The following is a 17784-nucleotide window of genomic DNA, read 5'->3' as shown; positions in this document are numbered from 1 at the left end:
AGCGGGCCGTGGACCGACACAGCCGGTCGACCTCCGGCAGCGCGCGCGTAGTCCACGCGATCGTGACATCCCACGTCGAGACAATGGCGTGACGAAGGGTCTCCGACCCTGCATTCGTCGAGATCGTCCTGCATGGTCTGCGCACGGTACGGGCCGGCGAACCGCGCAACGAAACTGTCATTCCACATGGCCTGGGCACTCCCGCTTCTCTGGCCGTCCGCGATCGGGGCGACATCAGGCGGCATGAGTTGTGACCGGCCACGCCCGGTTCCCGCGACGCCAATGAAAACGGAGCCTCGTCGGGCTCCGTCCTTGTCTCCATCGCGCCTCGGGAAAATCGGTTCGTCAGCTGTGTTGTCTGCGGCGTTCGACCGCGTCGATGCGCAGCATCTGGCGGTACTTGGTCACCGTGCGGCGTGCCACCACCAGGCCCTGGCGGGCGAGCTGACGGGTGATCTCGGCGTCGGACAGCGGGTTGTCCGCGCGCTCGGCCTCGATGATGTCCTTGATCAGGCCGCGGATCGCGGTGCCCGAGCATGCGCTGCCGTTGCTGCTCACGATCGCGCGCGAGAAGAAGTACTTCAGCTCGTACACGCCGCTCGGCGTCGCGAGGTACTTGTTGTTGGTCACGCGCGAGACCGTCGACTCGTGGATGCCGACCTCGTCGGCAATCTCCTTGAGGCCCAGCGGCTTCATCGCCATCGCGCCGAACTCCAGGAAGTGGCGCTGGCGGCGCACGATCGCGTCGGCCACATCCAGGATGGTCGAGAAGCGCTGCTCGATGTTGCGCATCGTCCAGCGCGCCTCCTGCAGATGGGTCGCCATCTCCGCATGGCCCTGCTGGCGGTGCCGCTGGAACAGCTCGGCGTAGACCTGGTTCATCCGCACCTTCGGGATCACCGCCGGATTCAGCTGCACGCGCCACTGGCCGCGGACCTTGGTGGTCAGCACGTCCGGCACGATGTAGGCGGCCTGCGTGGTCTCGTAGCGCCAGCCCGGCCGCGGGTCGAAGCGGCGCAGCTTGAGGCACACCGTCTCGGCCTCCGCGACGCTCACGTCCAGCAGTTGCGCCAGCGAAGGAATGTCGCGCGACGCCAGCAGGTTCAAGTGCTGCGAGATGATGCGTTCAGCCAGCATGCGGCTGCGCGCGTCCTCGATCTTGGGCAGCTGCAGCAGCAGGCATTCGGCGACGCTGCGCGCGCCCACGCCCAGCGGGTCCAGCGCCTGCACGCGCTTGAGCGCGATCTGCATTTCCTCGATCGCCACCGGCGGCTGCATCTGGGCCACCGCCGCCAGTTCCTCCAGCGAGGAGCGCAGGTAGCCGTCGTCGTCGACCGACTCGGCCACGATCGTCGCCAGCACCAGATCGCGCGGCGACAGCCGCAGCACATTGAGCTGGCTGCGCAGGTGTTCGCGCAGGCAGGTCTGCGCGGCGGTCATCTCCAGCGCGCTGAGTTCGCCGTCCTCGGCGCGGCGCATCGAGCCGGAGCTCTCCGCGCGCCAGATCTCGCGGTCGTCCGGGAACGGTTCCGGCGTGTCCGACATCACCGGCGACGACGCGACCGGCACGTCGGCGTCGAGCGGCGAGGCATCGTCCGAGCCTTCGGTCACTTCGAGGAAGGGGTTGCGCCCCAGCATGTCGGTGACCATGGTGGTGAAGTCCAGCGAGGACATCTGCAGCAGCCGCACGGCGTGCTGGAGGCGAGGCGACAGCGTCTGTGTCTGCCTGTGCTCGTGCCTGAGTTCCATTGCTCCCACTTGTGACACTCCTGTCCGGTAGAGGGTGAAACTGCCTGCAACCGGTTCCGGAGGGTCCCGCCGACGAGGACGGGAACGGGTTGTAGGCAGTGCCGGCGAACCGGCCTGATGGAGCCATCAGCGCAAGGACCATGCCACCTCGCCGCGGATGTTTCATATGGCGGAGCGTCCGTCATTCGGCGTGCCCGCCCGAATGCCGCAAACGCAGCAGGCATGGGGCCTGCCGGGGATCGGGCGCACCGACGCGCAGCGAACCCGACTGCCTCACCCACCGGCCACTCAGGTTCGCCGACCGTCCACCCGCCCGTCCCAACCGTCTTTGCCCCGCAAGGCTTTCGGCACCTTTTACCGACGGCCGGACTCTGCTCGCCCCGTCGACCGCGCCGATCTACGCACGACGACTCTCCGGAAGTCCCAGAGCGGCGATGGGGCCGGAATGAGGCTGGGGGTTCGCGGAGGCGATGCCCCCTGCCTCGTGGAGCGCCCGCGCTTGGCCGACCGGGGTCCAGGAACCTCCCCAGCCCCACCACCACCGCCGTAACCGCCCTGTACCTCCCCCGAAACCCGGTGGTACCGCTCCCCCGCTGGCCCAGCCCTTGCTTCGAGAGCCTGCCCGGACCCCTCTCCCGTCATCCTTACCATCTTGCGCCCCTCCGCCCTGCCCCCGACCACGATGCGCCGCTGGGCGACGCGAGGCCTGCTCTTGATTGCGCTGGTCTTCCTGTTGAAGGAAGCGAGCGCGATCGTGCTGCCGGTGCTGGTGGCGCTGATCCTGACCTTCGTGCTCGCGCCGGCGGTGCGGACGATGCGTCACCACGGCATTCCGGAATCGGTGAGCGCCGCCATGCTGGTGACCACGGTGGTGGGCTGCACGGTGCTGAGCGTGGCGCTGCTGGCCGAGCCGGTGGCCCAGTGGTGGCAGCGTGCGCCGGTGGCGGTTTCCAAGGCCTTGAACCAGGTGGACCGGTGGCGCGCGGCGATTCCGGGATTCGGTCCGCCGGTCGAGCGTCGGACTTCGGGCCGGGCGGCGGCGCCCACGCCGCCCACGGACCCGGTGCGCGAGCGCATCGCCAGCGAGGGCGTGGCGCTGACGGCGCAGGCGCTGGGCATCGGCCTGAAGTTCCTGGTGTCCACGGCCGCGACCACGATCCTGCTCTACTTCCTGCTCGCGTCCGAGCACTGGGTGCTGTCACGCTGCATCGAGCTGCTGCCGCATCGTCCGCGTCTGCGGGCCATGGTGCTGGGCGGCCTGCGCGCGGCGCAGCGCGACATCTCGCGCTACGTGGCTTCGGTCAGCGCGATCAACATCGGCGTCGGTCTGGTCGTGTCGGGCACCATGTGGTTCGTGGACCTGCCCAACCCCGGCTTCTGGGGCGCGCTGGCGGCGATGTTCAACTTCATCCCCTACCTCGGGCCACTGATCATGTGCGGGTTGCTGCTGGCGGCGTCGCTGGCCGCCTCGCTCGGCGACGCGGGCTTCGCGGCGCTGGCCGCGCCGGTGCTGTCCTACCTCTGCATCCACGCGATCGAATCGAACTTCGTGACCCCGATGGTCATCGGCAAGCGCCTGTCGATGAATCCGCTGTCGGTGCTGCTGTCGGTGATGTTCTGGGGCTGGCTCTGGGGCGTCGCCGGCGCGGTGCTGGCCGTGCCGCTGCTGATCTGCCTGCGCAGCATCAGCCAGCGCAACCGCCAGATGCGTCCGGTCGCCGTCTACCTGCGCGGCAGCGACCGCCCCTGCACGCCGCTGAGCACGCTGCTGCGGGCCGCCGCGGCCGCAGCACGCCGCGTCCCTCGCTTCGCCGCAGATGTCGCCTCAGATGTCGCCGCAGATCTCGCCGCAGGTCCCCCCGCCCCTTGCCGATGGCGCCCCGGTCGTCCATCCGAACGCCCTTGAACAGCACCGCCCATAATCTGCCGCCTCGACGCGCCCGCCCTCGCTGGCTCGTCCTCGCCGCCGGCCTCTGGCCGTGGCGGCCCGACCGTTTCTCCGCCCGACCGCCCATGCCCCTGCCGATCCGCTCCCGCCTGCTCGTGCTCGTCCTGTCCGTGATGCTGCCCGGCATCATCGCGGCGCTGTGGGTCAGCTGGCAGACCTGGAGCGACGAGCAGGATGCCACCGTGCGCCACATGCGCGACAGCACGCGGGCCTTGTCCATGGTGGTCGACAAGGAGCTGGCCCGCCGCGCCGGCATCGCGCGGGTGCTGTCGCTGTCGCAGATCCTGGACGCGTCGCCGCAGATCCCGCCCGATGACCTGGCCATGCTGGAACTGCAGTCGCGTCGCGCGATGCAAGGCCTGTCGGGCTGGGTGGAACTGAACGCGCCCGACCGGACGCTGTTCAGCACGCGCCTGGCGCCGGGCCGCCTGCCCGAGACCTCGACGGTGCCGTCCGCGATGACCGCGGCCTCGGCGCCGCCGGCCGCGTCCCCGACCGTCGGCGCGGCCCCCGGCACGATCGCGGGCACCGCCGGCACCGCCGCAGCAGCGGCCTTGCCGCCGGACCTGCCGACCGCCGCCGCCTCACGCCCGGTGCTCGTTCGCGAAGGCGTGCCGCTGGTGGAGCAGGCCGTCATGGGCGACCTCGGTCCCGATCCGGCCACCGGCCAGCTGCGTGCGCAGATCATCCAGCCGATCGAGCGCGGCGGCCATGTCTGGCTGAACATGAGCATCGCCGTGCTGCCGCAGGAGCTGCAGCAGATCATCGATGGGCAACGGCTTCCGCCCGACTGGACCGCGACGATCATGGACGGCCGCGGCACCGTCGTGGCACGCCATCCGGGCGGCATCAGCTACGCCGGACGTCCGGGCACCGACGACCTCAAGCGCCTGATGGCCACGCGCGACGAGGCGCAGTTCGAGTCGGTCAACCTCGACGGCAAGCCCGTGCTGGGCTACTTCAGCAAGTCGCCGCAGGGCTGGACGGTGGTCACCGCGGTGCCGCGCGACGGCGGCCCGGGCGGCTTCGGCGCCCGCGCGGCGCTGCAGCCGATCGCGATCGGCGCGCTGCTGCTGGTGCTGGTCGGCATGTTCGGCGCCTTGTGGATCAGCCGGCGCATCTCCGGGCCGATCCACGCGCTCAACGAGATCGCCAACGAGCTGCGCGCCGGCGAGCCGGTGCGCGCGCGCAAGACCGGCATGGTCGAGTGCGACGAGGTCGCGCTCGCGCTCGAGGATGCGAGCGCCGCGATCCACCAGGGGCGTTACGAGCTCGAGGAGCGCGTCAACGAGGCCATCGACCGCACGCGCGAGGCCGAGCAACTGAGCTCCCGTTCCCAGCGCACGGCCGCGCTGGGCCGGCTCACCGGCGGCGTCGCGCATGACTTCAACAACCTGCTGGGCGTCATCAGCAACAGCGCCCACCTGATCCAGCGCAGCCCGCATGCCGAATCGCTGGCGATGCCGCTGGGCGCGATCATGCGGTCCGTCGACGTCGGCAGCCGCCTGACCCAGCATCTGCTGCGCGTCGCGGGCCGCCAGCCGGTCCACCCGCAGGTGGTGGACCTGCGCTCGACGCTGGGCGAGATGAAGGAACTGCTGGTCACGGTGCTGGGCAAGCGCATGCAGCTGGCCATGACGATGGCGCCGGACCTGCCGAGCGTGCGCGTCGACCCGTCGGAGCTGGAGCTCGCGCTGATCAACATCGCGCTGAACGCGCGCGACGCGACCAACGGCATGGGCGAGATCACCGTCGAGGCCGGCCGTGCGTCGCCGGGCGACGTGCAGGACCTCGCGCCCGGCGAGTACGTCGCGATCAGCGTCACCGACCGCGGTCCGGGCATCCCCGACGACCTGCTGGCGCGCGTCTTCGAGCCCTTCTTCACCACCAAGCCCGTCGGCAAGGGCACCGGCCTGGGCCTGAGCCAGGTGCTGGGCTTCTGCGTCCAGGCCGGCGGCACGGCGCGGGTGGCGAGCCAGCTCGGCGCCGGCACGACGGTGACGCTGCTGCTGCCGGCGCAGACGAGCGCGCGTCTCGTGCCCGACGCGACGCGCGTCGACGGGACCGAGCGCACGCGCGACGACGGGCGTACCAACAGCCTGGCCGGCATGCGGGTGCTGCTGGTCGAGGACAACGAGGAACTCAACCGCGTCACCGCCGGCCTGCTGCGCAGCTTCTCCTGCCAGGTGCTCAGCGCCAAGGATGCAGACGAGGCGCTGCAGCTGTTCGGCAGCGGCGCGGCCGTGGACATCGTCCTGTCGGACGTGGTGATGCCGGGCTCGATGGACGGCCAGGCGCTGGCCCGCGAGCTGCGCACGCGCCGCCCGGGACTGCCCGTCGTGCTGATCAGCGGCTACAGCGAGGCGCTGACGGCCGAGTCCTCGTTCATCGTGCTGCGCAAGCCCGCGTCGCCGTCGCAGATCCTGGAGGCGCTGCGGCGCGCGATGGGGTTGCCGACGGGTACGTGACTTGCTGATTCATGGCATCACCACTCCCCCGATCGGAAAGGACTGCCATGGACAACAAGGACGTCATCGACGAACTGAACACGCTGATCGAGACCTGCAAGGACGGCGAGTACGGATTCCTGAGCTCCGCCGAACACGTCAAGAGCGCCAGCCTGCGCGAGGTCTTCGCGCAGCGCGCGGCCGACTGCCGCCAGGCCGCCTCTGAACTGCAGCAGCTCGTGCGCCAGCACGGCGGCACGCCCGAGGACGACGGCAGCGCCGCCGGATCGCTCCACCGCGGCTGGGTCGCCGTCAAGGGCACGCTGACCGGCTACAGCGACAAGGCCATGCTCGAGGAATGCGAGCGCGGCGAGGACGCGGCCGTCGCGCGTTACCGCAAGGCGGCGCAGAAGGACCTGCCCGCCGGCGTGCTGGAAGTCGTCCAGCGCCAACTGGCCGGGACGCTGCGCAACCACGATCAGATCAAGCTGCTGCGCGACCAGGCGCGCAATGCCGAGAAGGTGTAAGGCGGTCTCGATTCCCACCAACGCAAAGCGCGCCCTCGGGCGCGCTTTTCCGTTTCATCGGGCTTCGTTCTAACGTTCTAACGCGCGGCTTCTCGTGTCTCCGCGCGGGTCTGTTCTCGAGTCTCTTCGCGCTGCTTCTTGCGGCCCTGCAGGAAGCCCGCCAGCACACCCATCAGCAGCTGCGCGACTTCGGGACCGACCTGGCCGCGCAGGCGCGTCGGCACCAGTCCCCAGAGCACGGTGAGCAACTGCAGCGTGCCGAGTTCCGGGCGTTCGGCGCCCGACTCGGCGTGAGCGCCCCGGGCTTCGCGCGGCGCCTGGAAGGCGTGGGCGCGCGGATCGTCGGCGCGCTGCCGGTCGTGCCGACGCCGCTTGCCGCGCACCAGGCGCCAGAAGATCCAGCTCGCGCCGGTGCCCAGCGCCGGCAGCAGCCAGCGGCCCGGCGTCATCACGGCCTTGCCGCGATGCTGCAATGAATCCCAGTGCAGCCGGAACTCCAGGTCGCGACGCACGACGCGGAGTTCCGCCATCTCGATGCGCAGCGTGAGTTCCTCTATCGACGCCGGTTCGCCCCCGTGATCGGGGACGTCCGGGATGCGACGGGGGTCAGGACGGTCTGGGGTGGCTGGCATCGGGGCTCGGTTCCTCGGGATCCATCGGATCGTTGAACAGCCAGTGGAACTGGCGGCGGGACGCCGGCAGCGCCAGCATCGGCGTCAGCGCCTTCATCGCGGCGACGACCCACACCAGCAGCAGCAGGTTGATGACCAGCACGCCGGCGAAGGCCCACGGCCAACTCAGCCCGAAGTGCACGGCCAACGCGACGAGCAAGGCCCACAGCGCCAGCCAGGCCGTGGCGCCGGCGATCGCGGCAACGACGCCGAGAATTGCCAGACTGACCAGACCGTGCCTGGCGCGCCGCAGCTCCAGCGCCAGCAGCAGCAGTCGCCCGGACAACATGCCGCGCGCCGCGCGGGCCATGCCCTGCAGATCGCCGAACCAGCCGGCACCGGTGGGCGGGACCCCGCCCGAAGGCGAAGGCCCGCCCGTCGGGCCTGATGCACCCGGTGCGCCCGCAGCACCCGCCGTGCCGGAGGCCCCTCGGGGCCCCTCGGACAGCGGCGGTGGTGGTGGTGGTGGCGGCGGGAACGGGGGCGGGAAGGACGGCGAGGCGTGCGGCACGTCGCTCATGAGCGCGCCGCGATCAGCGCGTCAGACGCGCGATCAGCAGGCCGACCGCCAGCGCGGTGCCGACGGCCATCAGCGGATGTTCGCGCACGTTCGAGCGCAGGCTGTCGCACCACTCGTTGCCGGTCGTGCGCAGGCGCTCGGCGCGCTCGTGCAGCAGTTCGTTCGTGTCCTCCAGGCTTTTCTGCAATTGCTGCGCCTTCGGCGCGGCGGTGGTCGCGAGGCGGTCGATCGTCGCGTGCGCCTTGTCGGCGACGCGGCTCACCAGATCGGCGGCTGCGGTGCTCGACGGCGTGGCGCTCGACGATCCCGTGCCGTTGGCCAGCTTGGCGGCATCTTCGGCCGTCGTGAACGGCACGGTCTTGTCGCTCTTCTCGTTGTTGGGCGTGGTGCTCATGGGAAGTTTCCTTTCGTGGTGCGCAGTGGCAGCAAGGGCATGGATCGGTGGAGAGCGAGATGGCAAGCGGCGTGCCTCGACGGCGCGACCGGGGGAAAGACCGGCTCAGCGCGGCAGCGGCGGCTTGGGATGCGTGTCCAGCCCGCGGTGCGGCGACTCGGACACCTGCGGTCGGCCGCCCTCGGGTTCCAGCATCTCCTCGATGATGAAGTGGCCGTAGTACTGCGCGCGCTCGGCGTGGTTGCGGCGCGCGATCTCGGCGATCTCGCGCGCCTGCGCATCGTCCCTGGCCTTGACGACGAGGAAGTGGTAGCCCCGCTCGGCCAGTTCGCCCTGGCTGCGCAGCAGGTTGATCTCCTGCCCGATCGCGGCCAGCGGACTGGCGCGTTTCAGGTCGCGTTCGACCAGCTCGATCATCTCGCGGTCGGTGATCGCATGCAGGTCGGCGTCGGCGATGCCGTGCGCACTCAGCGCCGCGCGCGCCTGGCCGGCATCGGCCGCGCCGGGAAAGCTGATCACCAGGTGATCCACCGGCTTGTACACGCCGAAACTGGTGGGGCGCTCGTCGTCATCGGGCTTGTCGGCGGCGCCGGGTCGGAGGCTGGTGGCCATGGAAGCTCCTTGAAGTGAGGCGTGAGTCTTCCCGGCAAGGCAAGCCTCATACCCATTGCAAGCAGCGCCTTTCCCGCAGGCGAACCGGAGAAAAAAGAAGGCCTACTCAACGTGTCACCGAGATTGACGGATGGATCATCGACCGGTTACACCGGACGAGCCTACTGCCTCCGGGAAGCGTCGATATCCACCCGGTGCAGGCCCGGTGCCCCCGCATGGAATCCCCAGGGTTGGGGAGACATTCAGGCACGGCGATTGCCCTCTCTCGCGACCAACCGTATTCGAACAGGGAAGGAGCGAAACGATGAACGACGGCCTTACGTCGGTGCTGTACGTCGAAGACAGCCCTCTCAATGTCATCGTGATGGAGGCGATGTTCGAGCAGCGCCGCGACCTGCGCCTGCACGTCGCCGAGGCCGGCATGCCCGCCTGGCGCCTGAGCGCGCAGCTGCAGCCGTCGCTGCTGCTGGTCGATCTCCACCTGCCCGACTGCCACGGGTCGGACCTGCTGAAGCTGCTGCGCATGCGGCGCGGTTGGGCGCAGGTGCCGGCGATCGCGGTGACGGCCGATTCCGATTTCGACGCCCTCGGCTGCGGCTTCCTCGAGCTGTGGGCCAAGCCGCTGGATGTGCGCAGGACGCTGGCCCGCCTGGCCGAACTGCTGCCGCCGCCACGCGGCTTGCGACCCGCCGATGCGATTGCCGCGCCCGCCGATGGACTGCAGACCGGCGTCATGATCGATCCGGCCGCCGACAGTGCCAGACGGGAGCCGGGCCTGATGGCCCGGCACAAACAGTCGCTGGCGCCGCGCCAGACCGACTACGGTTGGGTGCGCTGAGCGCGTCGCGGAGGCTGCCCCTGTGACCGCCTGGCTCGACGCTCCCCTCGCCACCCTCTCCCTCCACGACCTGGATTTCTCCCGCCAGCGGCCCGATGGCCCTTTGCCGGGATCGCTGCGCCCGGCGGTCTTTCTCGACAAGGACGGCACGCTGGTCGAACCCGACGACGCAGCCATCCACGATCCTTCGCGTCTGCGGCTGATGCCCGGCGCGGGCGAGGCGCTCGCGCGGCTGAGCGCCGCGGGGCTGGCGCTGGTGCTGGTCACCAACGAAAGCGGCATCGCGCGCGGCGCGTTCACCCGTGTCCAGTTCGCGCATCTGCAGGGCGCCCTGCTGCGCCGACTGAAAGACGAATTCGGCGTGGCGCTCGACGACGTTGCGGTCTGCCCGCACGCGCCCGATGCGCAGGGCCGTCCGGCCTGCCTGTGCCGCAAGCCCGCGCCCGGCATGCTGACGCGCGCGGCGCGGGCGCACGGCCTCGATCTGGGTCGCTCGTGGATGGTGGGTGACCTGCTCGACGACGTCGAGGCGGGTCATCGCGCCGGTGCCACCGGGCTGCTGCTGGACACCGGCGGCGAGACCGTCTGGCGGCGCTCCCCGCTGCGCGAGCCGGCGGGCGTCTTCAGCGACTGGCCGTCGCTGGCCGAGCACCTGCTGCGCGAGGCGGCGTCGGCCGCGACGTCGACGGCGCTGACGGACGAGGCGCTCGACGCCCCGCTGAGCCCGGCGAACGGGGCGTCGACTTCCTCGCCGAAGGCTTCACAGGTTCAGGCGCAGGCGCAGGCGTAGCGACCTCCACGCGAGGCTGCGTCCGGAGCAGCCCCATGAGCCGCCGCTCCGCGACGCTCAGGCCGGTCACCGCCGGCGGATTGCCGATCCAGCGCTGCGACGGCAAGGTCGCCAGACGGTCGGACTGCCCCCATGCCAGCACCGCCGGGTGGATGTAGGACTTGCGGCAGACCGCCACGGTGTTGCCCAGCCGTGCGGCCACCTCCTTCACCGTCTGCTTCAGTGCGTCGACCGGCGCGGTGCCGGCGCGGGCGTGGTCCGACAACAGGTCCAGCGCCAGCACGCTCGCGTGCCAGGTGCGGAAGACCTTGGCGCTGCAGGTCGGACCGCCGGCGGTGGCGAGCCAGTCGTTGACGTCGGAGGCATCGATGCGATGGGGCTCACCCGCCTCGTCCTCGTAGCCGAACAGCTCCTGCCCGGGCAGATCGCGGCAACGGCGCACGAGGGCCGCGACGCGGTCGTCGCGCACGGCAAGCTGGTGACGCACGCCGCTCTTGCCGGGGAAGCTCAACAGCAGCGCGTCGCCCTTCACCTTCACATGCCGGCACAACAAGGTACTGAGGCCGTAGGAGCCGTTGCTGCGCGCGTACTCGCGATGGCCGATGCGCATCCAGGTGCGATCGAGCAGCCGCACCAGCGCCGCGATGACCCGTTCGCGGTCGAGGCTGCGATCGACACCGTCCGGGCGCAGCCGACGCTGCACCTGCCTGCGCAGGCGGGGCAGGCGCTGGCCGAAGTCCAGCAGCAGGCTGAACTTGTTCTCGCCGCGCAGGGCCATCCAGTCGGCGTGATAGCGGTACTGCTTGCGACCGCGCGCGTCGCGCGCCGTGGCCTGGATATGGCCGTCGTCGCGAGTGCAGATCCACACGTCCTCGTAGGCGGGCGGAATCGCCAATGCGCGGATGCGCTTCAGGGTCGATGCGTCGCGCACCGGCCGCCCGGCGGCATCGACATAACGGAAGCCCTTGGCCGCGCGCTTGCGGCGCAGACCGGGTTCGCAATCGGATACCCAACGCAACGACATACGAGTCCTCCTGCCTTTCCCAAGGCAGGCCGCATGCCAGCACCGCTGGCCCTCACCCGGCCCTCTCCCGCAAGCGGGAGAGGGGATCCGAGGAAAGGCTTACTGCTCGGCCTTGTCCGCCGCCGCAGCGTCTTCGGCAGCGTATTCCTTCAAGCGGTTGTAGAGCGTCTTGAGGCTGATGCCCAGCACGGCCGCGGTCTGTTCCTTGTGGTGCTTGTAGTGCTGGAGCGTGGCCAGGATGAAGGCCTTCTCCACCTGCGCCATCGAGCTGCCGAGCGGCATCGTGATCGACGGACCGGAGGTTTCCGCCGCCGTCACGAAGGCCGGCGCCGGCGCGGCTGCCGGGACGCCCCCGCCGAGGCTGGTGACCGCCGCGGCCGACGCAGCCGTGGACTGCGGATCGGCGCCTTCGCCCTTGGGCAGCCACTGCTCGTCGACGACATCGGCCACCGCCATCACATACGCGCGCTGGACCGCGTTGCGCAGCTCGCGCACGTTGCCGGGCCAGTGGTAGGTCTGGAGCTGCGCCAGCGCCTTCGCCGTGAAGCGCTTGTTCTTGCCTTCCTTCGCCGCGATCTGGCGCAGGAAATGGTCGGCCAGCAGCGGCACGTCATCGAGGCGGTCGCGCAGCGGCGGCATCTCGATCGGGAACACGTTGAGGCGATACAGCAGGTCCTCGCGCAGCTTGCCCGCCTGCACCGCCTGCAGCAGCGGGCGGTTGGACGCGGCGATGACCCGCACGTCGGCATCGAGCGTCGTCGTCGAGCCCACGCGCATGAAGCGCCCGGTCTCGAGCACGCGCAGCAGCTTGACCTGCAGCTCCATCGGCATCTCGGTCAGCTCGTCGAGGAACAGCGTGCCGCCGCTGGCGCGTTCGAAGAAGCCCTCGTGCTGCTTGTCCGCGCCGGTGAAGGCGCCCTTCTCGTGGCCGAAGATCTCGCTCTCGATCAGGTTGGGCGAGATGGCGCCGCAGTTGACGGCCAGGAACGGCTTCTTGCGGCGGCGGCTCAGGTCATGGACCGTCTGCGCGACCAGCTCCTTGCCGGTGCCGCTCTCGCCGTTGATGAAGACCGACACGCTGGTCCCCGCCACGCGCGAGATCTGTTCGTAGATCCGCTGCATCGGCTGGGTGCGGCCCCACAGCAGCCCGAAGTGACCGGTGTTGGCCAGGTTGGCGTTCAGCTCGGAGACCTCGGCCTGCAGCGCGGCGGGCTTCATCACCCGCGACAGCACGCCCTGCAGCTGCTTGATGTTGATCGGCTTGACCAGGTAGTCGGCCGCGCCCAGGCGCAGCGCCTGGATCGAGGTGTCCAGGCTGGCGTGACCGGTGATCAGCACCACCTCGGAGTTGGCCACCAACTGAGGATCCTGGAACAGCTCCATGCCGTTGCCGTCGGGGAGTTGCAGATCCAGCAGCACCACGTCGGGCTGCTGCAGCGCAATGTGCCGCCGGGCATCGCGCAAGGTATGGGCCACCGACACGGTGAATTTCTCGCTCGCGATCAGTTCCTGCAGGGTGGCGACGGAATCGATATCGTCATCCACGATCAACGCATGGGTCACCGGTACATCCTTCGTTATGGGGGGTGGTCACTTCTTTTGAGGCGGGACTTTCGTGAACTAGGTCAACCGAACTCATCTAACTCATTCTTGCAGCAAGCGGCCCGCTTGCCAGCCCCTTGGCGATTCGATTTGAAAAATATTCCGGTGAGCGCTGGTCGATGAGCGTCCGCACGCAAACGGCATACGAACAACACGCCCCACAAAACGACACCGGCCGCGGTCCGAGAACCACGCCGGTGCCGGCAAGCGGTCTGCGGGACCGCTGAAATCGACGGGGAACTCAGGCATCCCGACGGCGGCGCTGGACCCATCCCACCAAGGCCAAGGCGACGACCAGGGTGAGGAAGTTGCGGATCTCGAACGACGCGCCGGAAGACTCGCTGTCGGCGTCGATGACGGAGGACGGGCTCGGAGACGCAGAGGTGCTCGGCGACGGCGTCTGACCCTGCGGGGCGGGACGGACACCGGCGGGAGCGTGGCGGGACGGGCCGTTCGCCGGGGCCGCGGCCTCCGGACGGACCAGCGCCGCGAGCCTGGCACCCTCCAGGAAACTGCCGGAGCTCTCCGCGTGGGCCACGGTCGCGGCCAACGTCAGCGGAATCGCCCGAGCAAGCTTGTGCAGGTGCATGAAAACCTCCTGTGATGGAAACGGGAGCGCAGTCGGGCATCCGTCCGGTCCGCGCGGTCGCCGAGCGTCCACGCGCGGCTCGCAGGAGAGGCAAGCACCGTGCCCGCACGAACGTCCTGTGACGATTTCGTTGCCGCGACATGCGGCATGCGGGCGGTCCCACGGGAGGTCAGGCGGTCAGAACAGCGCCGCACCCAATTCGAAACCGATCAGGCCGGCCAGTCCGGCCTGGAGCGTCGATCCGAAGGCACCGCATGCATCGAAGGGCGAAAACGCGCAGCGGTCCGCGAAGCTCATGCCATAAGGCGAGCAGATCGACGCAAACGGCGGGGCGTACGGGGGGTGGAACCTGGGACCGAATGAGCTGCAGCCGTAAGGATCGAAGCGCGTCCATCGGTTCGGCATGGCCCACTGATTCGGCATGGCCCATGGACCGGACGCGGCAAACGGGTCCGGCACAGACCAGGGCGACAACGATCGCTGCAATTGATGCACCTGCCGGTAGGCCTGCTTCAGCTGTTGCTGGGCCGCTCGCAGTTGCTTCTGGGCCTGCAGCAACTCGTGCCGGGCCTCGTTCTGCAGAGTCGGCTGCAGAGTGGGCTGCGTGGAGGGCTCCTGCTGTCCGGCAATCTGCCGGCGGAATCCGGCCAACAGGCGAGCCTGCTCCTTGTGCTGCTTCGCCTTCAGTTCGCTGAGGAAGGCTTTCACGTCAGGGCTGTCCTTGTCGACCGCGTCCTTGCCGTCGTCCACCTCGGCGTCATCGGGCAGCTCGGTGATCTGGATCGAGGAGGGAAACATCGACTCATCTGCGCCGCCGGGGAACGCCCGCGACGATGCCGAAGTCGATCCGAAATGGTTGTACATGGAATTCCTTTCGCTGAAGTGGCGCCGCCCCTCGATCGGGGCTCGATCAGGGCTCGATCGCGATGTGTCGCTGCCGAACCCTCAGCGGTTCAGGAAAAGTTCATCTCGCGTCGCAAGGCCTCACCGGGCAGCACGGCGGGCACCCGCGCCGCGGCGGCCACCGTCAGCGGCAGGTCGTCCGTGGCCACGACCACGCGGGCGCCGGCCGCCAGCGCGGCCAGTTCCCCGATCGACACGGTCGGCAGCAAGACGTGGCCCCGCTGCGGCATCGTCGCGCGCAGTTCGGCGAGGGCCGCTTCTTCGCCGGGCAACGCGCACAGCACGACCGCCGTGTCGTCCGCCCAGGCGTCGAGCAGCACGTCGGCCGCCGCCGCGAATGCCGCGGGCTGGCAGTGGCGCGCGCCGCCCCCGCCCGGGCACACCAGGACGTAGCGCTGACCGAAGCGCAATCCCGCTTGCTGCAAGGCGTTCCGCATCTGGTGGGTGTCCTTGGGCAGCAGCCGCAGGCGGGGACGCTCGTCGGCGGTGCGCATGCCGACGTGCGCCACCAGGGCGAGCTGACGGCGGGTGTCGTCGTCGGCGGCCGTGTCGTCCAGCAGTTCGTCGCTGAGCAGGCCATGCGCGGGCTCGCGGACATGGGCCAGCGTCAAGGGGATGCCTGCCATGCGGCACAGCAGGGCCGCCGGCAACGCGCTCTGCGACGACGGCGAGAACAGCACGGCCGCATCGAAGTGGCTGCGGCGCAGCTTGCGCACCAGGTGCATCTCGGCGTCGCCGCGCATCGTCGACGGCTCCGCGTTCAGCGCGGCAGTGCCGCTGGCAGTCCAGGGCGCGTTAAAGGTGACCACCTCGTCCACCGCCTGCAGATCCGGCCGCGAACGCCAGCGCCTCAGGCGCGGCAAGCAGCGTCGACTGCGTCCACGGCATCGTCTCGTGCACCGCCGCGAAGGACGCGGTGGAGGCCAGCACGCCCGCCACGCCGTCCAGGCGGACCAGCAGCACGCGACGCACGTTGCACCATCGGCGGTGACGCTCCTCGGCCTGCGTGTGCGCGTCGACCGGCAGCGCGTCCAGCGCGAGCACGCCCGCGTCGCCCGACTCCGGAGCGGTCGGCGGGCGGGCGCGCTGTTCGAGGGACGTCGCGATCATCCCGTCGACGTGGCAAGCGACGTGCCGGACGCAGAGCGAGGATCGGCGCGGGTTGGCGGGTGATCGCGTGCTCTCGCCGGGCGCGCGTCAGCCCGGCGCCAGCGTGCGCGTGGCCGTCTCGGCGGCCTGCTCCCGCAGGCTGTGGCGTTTGGCGAACGCCCAGCTCAGTTCGGCGCCCATCAGGAAGACCTGGGTCGAGTAGTAGACCCACAGCATCATGACCACCAGCGAGGCCGCGGCGCCGTAGGCCGAGCTCACGCCGCTGCGGCCGATGTACAGCCCGATCAGCGTCTTGCCGAGGCTGAAGAGCGCCGACGTGATCAGCGCGCCGACCCAGACGTCGCGCCAGCGCACGGGGACGTCCGGCACCCACTTGTAGATGACGGCGAACATCACCGTGATCAGCGCATAGGCGAGCGTCCCGTTCAGGATCTGCGCGAGCAGGACGAACTCGGTGCCCAGCCACGGCGTCCACCATTTGCTGATCGCGGCGAGCGCGGCGCTGGCCACCATCGAGACCATCGACAGGAAGCCCAGGCCGAGGATGAGGCCCAGCGACAGCAGACGCTTGCGCAGCAACGTGACCAGCCCCTGCCACACCGGCCCGCTGCGCACGGTGGGCGCCTTCCAGATCCGGTTGAGCGAGTTCTGCAGTTCGGCGAAGACGGAGGTCGCCCCCACCAGCAGCACGATCGTGCCGATCGCGGCGGCCCAACCACCCTCCTCCGGCCGGTTCACGCGCTTGAGCAGATCCTCGACCGCCGCGGCGCCGTCGGTCCCGAGCAGTCCGGAAAGCTGTTCCATGACCTCGCCGCGCGCGGCCTGCTCGCCGAACACCAGGCCCGCCACGCTGATGACGATCAGCAGCAGCGGCGCGATCGAGAACAGCGTGTAGTACGCGAGCGCCGCGCCCATGCTGGGCGCGTTGTCGTCGCTCCAGCTTTGCGCGGCTTCGCTGACGATGTCGATGGCTTCCTGGACGGCGTGGGGCAGCTTGGGCATGCGGGGCGGCCGCGGCGGAGCGCGGCATTGAGGGCGGCATTGAGGGCGGGAAGGATTTTCTTTGTCGAGGCAAGAGAAATTCCCGCAGGCACCGGCACGGCGATTGCCTCGAAGGTCTTATCCCAACCACCAGGAGACCCCTCATGGCAAGCACCACCATCGCCTCGGATCGCGTCGAAGGCACCAAGGTCTACAACGGCAACGGCGACAAGCTCGGCTCGATCGACAACCTCGTGATCGACAAGCGCTCGGGTCTGGTCCGTTATGCGGCGCTGGAGTTCGGCGGCTTCCTGGGCATCGGCACCGACCGGTATCCGATCCCGTGGAACATGCTGAAGTACGACACCAGCCTGGATGGCTACGTCGTGCCGCTGCGCGAAGACCAGCTTGAGAAGGCGCCGCGCTACGCGCAGACCGACCGCCCCGAGTATTCCGACGAGTACGGCCGCAAGGTCTACGACTACTACGGCGTGGCATGGATGTGACGACGAAGGTCGTCATCGAGCGTTGAAATCCAACCTGCAATGAAGAACGCCCCGGAACTCCGGGGCGTTTTCAATGGAGCGGGCGATCAGGCGGCGGTGGCGCCGTCCTCGGCCGGCCAGTCGCGGATGTAGGCCTTGAGCATGCGGTTCTCGAAGTCCTGCGCGTCGACGACCGTCTTGGCCACGTCGTAGAACGAGATCACACCCATCAGCTGCCGGCCGTTGAGCACCGGCATGTAGCGCGCGTGACGGCCGAGCATCATGCGGCGGACTTCGTCGATCTCGGTCTCGGGCGTGCAGGTCAGCGGCGCGTCGTCCATGACGCTGCGCACCAGCCGGGTCCCGACGCTGCCGCCGTTGCCGACCACCGCCTGGATGACCTCGCGGAAGGTCAGCATGCCGACCAGATCGCCGAACTCCATCACCACCAGCGACCCGATGTCGCGCTCGGCCATGGTCTCCGCGGCCTGGGCCAGCGGGGTGTCGGGAGAGACGGTGAAGAGCGTGCTGCCCTTGACGCGCAGGATGTCGGAGACTTTCATGGACGTGGGAGAAAAAGCTTGACTGGCAACA

18 protein-coding genes and 1 pseudogene are annotated in these 17784 nt (G+C 69.6%); 6 read left to right on the top strand and 13 right to left on the bottom strand.

The window, feature by feature from the left end; translation table 11 throughout:
- Window positions 1-345 precede the first annotated feature (345 nt).
- Window positions 346-1749, bottom strand: a complete 1404-nt coding sequence (rpoN, locus tag ACFJIX_RS22070; RefSeq protein ID WP_377154850.1) for an RNA polymerase factor sigma-54 — start codon at window positions 1747-1749, stop codon at window positions 346-348.
- Between the two features lie 652 nt (window positions 1750-2401).
- Between rpoN and ACFJIX_RS22065 the strand changes: the two genes are divergently transcribed.
- From ACFJIX_RS22065 to ACFJIX_RS22055, 3 genes are all read left to right on the top strand, one after another.
- The gene (locus tag ACFJIX_RS22065) at window positions 2402-3655 is read left to right on the top strand and encodes an AI-2E family transporter (RefSeq protein WP_377154849.1); all 1254 of its coding nucleotides are present in this window, start codon (window positions 2402-2404) and stop codon (window positions 3653-3655) included.
- A 107-nt stretch (window positions 3656-3762) separates the two neighbouring features.
- Window positions 3763-6165 carry an ATP-binding protein gene (locus ACFJIX_RS22060; protein ID WP_377154848.1) on the top strand — a complete coding sequence of 801 codons (2403 nt, stop codon included), beginning with the start codon at window positions 3763-3765 and terminating at the stop codon, window positions 6163-6165.
- A gap of 47 nt (window positions 6166-6212) precedes the next feature.
- Window positions 6213-6671 carry a PA2169 family four-helix-bundle protein gene (locus ACFJIX_RS22055; protein WP_377154847.1) on the top strand — a complete coding sequence of 153 codons (459 nt, stop codon included), beginning with the start codon at window positions 6213-6215 and terminating at the stop codon, window positions 6669-6671.
- A gap of 77 nt (window positions 6672-6748) precedes the next feature.
- Here ACFJIX_RS22055 and ACFJIX_RS22050 read toward each other — a convergent pair whose 3' ends face one another.
- From ACFJIX_RS22050 to ACFJIX_RS22035, 4 genes are all read right to left on the bottom strand, one after another.
- Window positions 6749-7303: a hypothetical protein gene (locus tag ACFJIX_RS22050; protein WP_377154846.1), complete on the bottom strand. Its 555-nt coding sequence runs from the start codon at window positions 7301-7303 to the stop codon at window positions 6749-6751.
- Window positions 7278-7862, bottom strand: a complete 585-nt coding sequence (locus tag ACFJIX_RS22045) for a hypothetical protein (RefSeq protein WP_377154845.1) — start codon at window positions 7860-7862, stop codon at window positions 7278-7280. The genes ACFJIX_RS22050 and ACFJIX_RS22045 overlap by 26 nt, the downstream gene beginning before the upstream one ends.
- 13 nt (window positions 7863-7875) lie before the next feature.
- Window positions 7876-8256: a YqjD family protein gene (locus ACFJIX_RS22040; protein ID WP_377154844.1), complete on the bottom strand. Its 381-nt coding sequence runs from the start codon at window positions 8254-8256 to the stop codon at window positions 7876-7878.
- Between the two features lie 105 nt (window positions 8257-8361).
- Window positions 8362-8868 (bottom strand): hypothetical protein, encoded by a 507-nt coding sequence (locus tag ACFJIX_RS22035; protein ID WP_377154843.1) that lies wholly within the window; start codon window positions 8866-8868, stop codon window positions 8362-8364.
- A gap of 304 nt (window positions 8869-9172) precedes the next feature.
- Here ACFJIX_RS22035 and ACFJIX_RS22030 point away from each other — a divergent pair, with 304 nt between their 5' ends.
- Both ACFJIX_RS22030 and ACFJIX_RS22025 read left to right on the top strand, forming a co-directional pair.
- Window positions 9173-9706, top strand: a complete 534-nt coding sequence (locus ACFJIX_RS22030; RefSeq protein WP_377154842.1) for a response regulator — start codon at window positions 9173-9175, stop codon at window positions 9704-9706.
- Between the two features lie 22 nt (window positions 9707-9728).
- Window positions 9729-10268, top strand: a pseudogene (locus ACFJIX_RS22025) (D-glycero-alpha-D-manno-heptose-1,7-bisphosphate 7-phosphatase); the annotation flags it as partial.
- Window positions 10269-10329: 61 nt separating this feature from the next.
- On the opposite strand, the gene ACFJIX_RS22020 reads toward ACFJIX_RS22025, so the two are convergent.
- The 7 genes from ACFJIX_RS22020 to ACFJIX_RS21990 all read right to left on the bottom strand — a co-directional run bounded on the left by ACFJIX_RS22020 (window position 10330) and on the right by ACFJIX_RS21990 (window position 16726).
- Window positions 10330-11520, bottom strand: a complete 1191-nt coding sequence (locus tag ACFJIX_RS22020; RefSeq protein ID WP_377154841.1) for a DNA topoisomerase IB — start codon at window positions 11518-11520, stop codon at window positions 10330-10332.
- A gap of 99 nt (window positions 11521-11619) precedes the next feature.
- A complete protein-coding gene (locus ACFJIX_RS22015; protein WP_377154840.1) occupies window positions 11620-13083 on the bottom strand; it encodes a sigma-54-dependent transcriptional regulator in 1464 nt (487 codons plus the stop codon).
- Window positions 13084-13363: 280 nt separating this feature from the next.
- Window positions 13364-13711, bottom strand: a complete 348-nt coding sequence (locus ACFJIX_RS22010; protein WP_377154839.1) for a hypothetical protein — start codon at window positions 13709-13711, stop codon at window positions 13364-13366.
- A 177-nt stretch (window positions 13712-13888) separates the two neighbouring features.
- Window positions 13889-14575, bottom strand: a complete 687-nt coding sequence (locus tag ACFJIX_RS22005; protein WP_377154838.1) for a hypothetical protein — start codon at window positions 14573-14575, stop codon at window positions 13889-13891.
- Between the two features lie 89 nt (window positions 14576-14664).
- Entirely contained in the window at window positions 14665-15423 is a 759-nt protein-coding gene (locus ACFJIX_RS22000; RefSeq protein WP_377154837.1) for a glycosyltransferase family 9 protein, read from the bottom strand.
- Window positions 15410-15724, bottom strand: coding sequence for a hypothetical protein (locus ACFJIX_RS21995; protein ID WP_377154836.1), 315 nt, complete (start codon window positions 15722-15724; stop codon window positions 15410-15412). The genes ACFJIX_RS22000 and ACFJIX_RS21995 overlap by 14 nt, the downstream gene beginning before the upstream one ends.
- Before the next feature lie 87 nt (window positions 15725-15811).
- The gene (locus ACFJIX_RS21990) at window positions 15812-16726 is read right to left on the bottom strand and encodes a YihY/virulence factor BrkB family protein (RefSeq protein WP_377154835.1); all 915 of its coding nucleotides are present in this window, start codon (window positions 16724-16726) and stop codon (window positions 15812-15814) included.
- A gap of 143 nt (window positions 16727-16869) precedes the next feature.
- Between ACFJIX_RS21990 and ACFJIX_RS21985 the strand changes: the two genes are divergently transcribed.
- A complete protein-coding gene (locus tag ACFJIX_RS21985; RefSeq protein ID WP_067272510.1) occupies window positions 16870-17211 on the top strand; it encodes a PRC-barrel domain-containing protein in 342 nt (113 codons plus the stop codon).
- An 86-nt stretch (window positions 17212-17297) separates the two neighbouring features.
- Here ACFJIX_RS21985 and ACFJIX_RS21980 read toward each other — a convergent pair whose 3' ends face one another.
- Entirely contained in the window at window positions 17298-17753 is a 456-nt protein-coding gene (locus tag ACFJIX_RS21980) for a CBS domain-containing protein (protein WP_377154834.1), read from the bottom strand.
- Between the last annotated feature and the right edge of the window lie 31 nt (window positions 17754-17784).

The organism is Roseateles sp. UC29_93 (genome assembly GCF_042695725.1).
Taxonomy (GTDB): domain Bacteria; phylum Pseudomonadota; class Gammaproteobacteria; order Burkholderiales; family Burkholderiaceae_C; genus Roseateles; species Roseateles noduli_A.
This window is presented reverse-complemented; position numbering and strand designations above follow the sequence as displayed.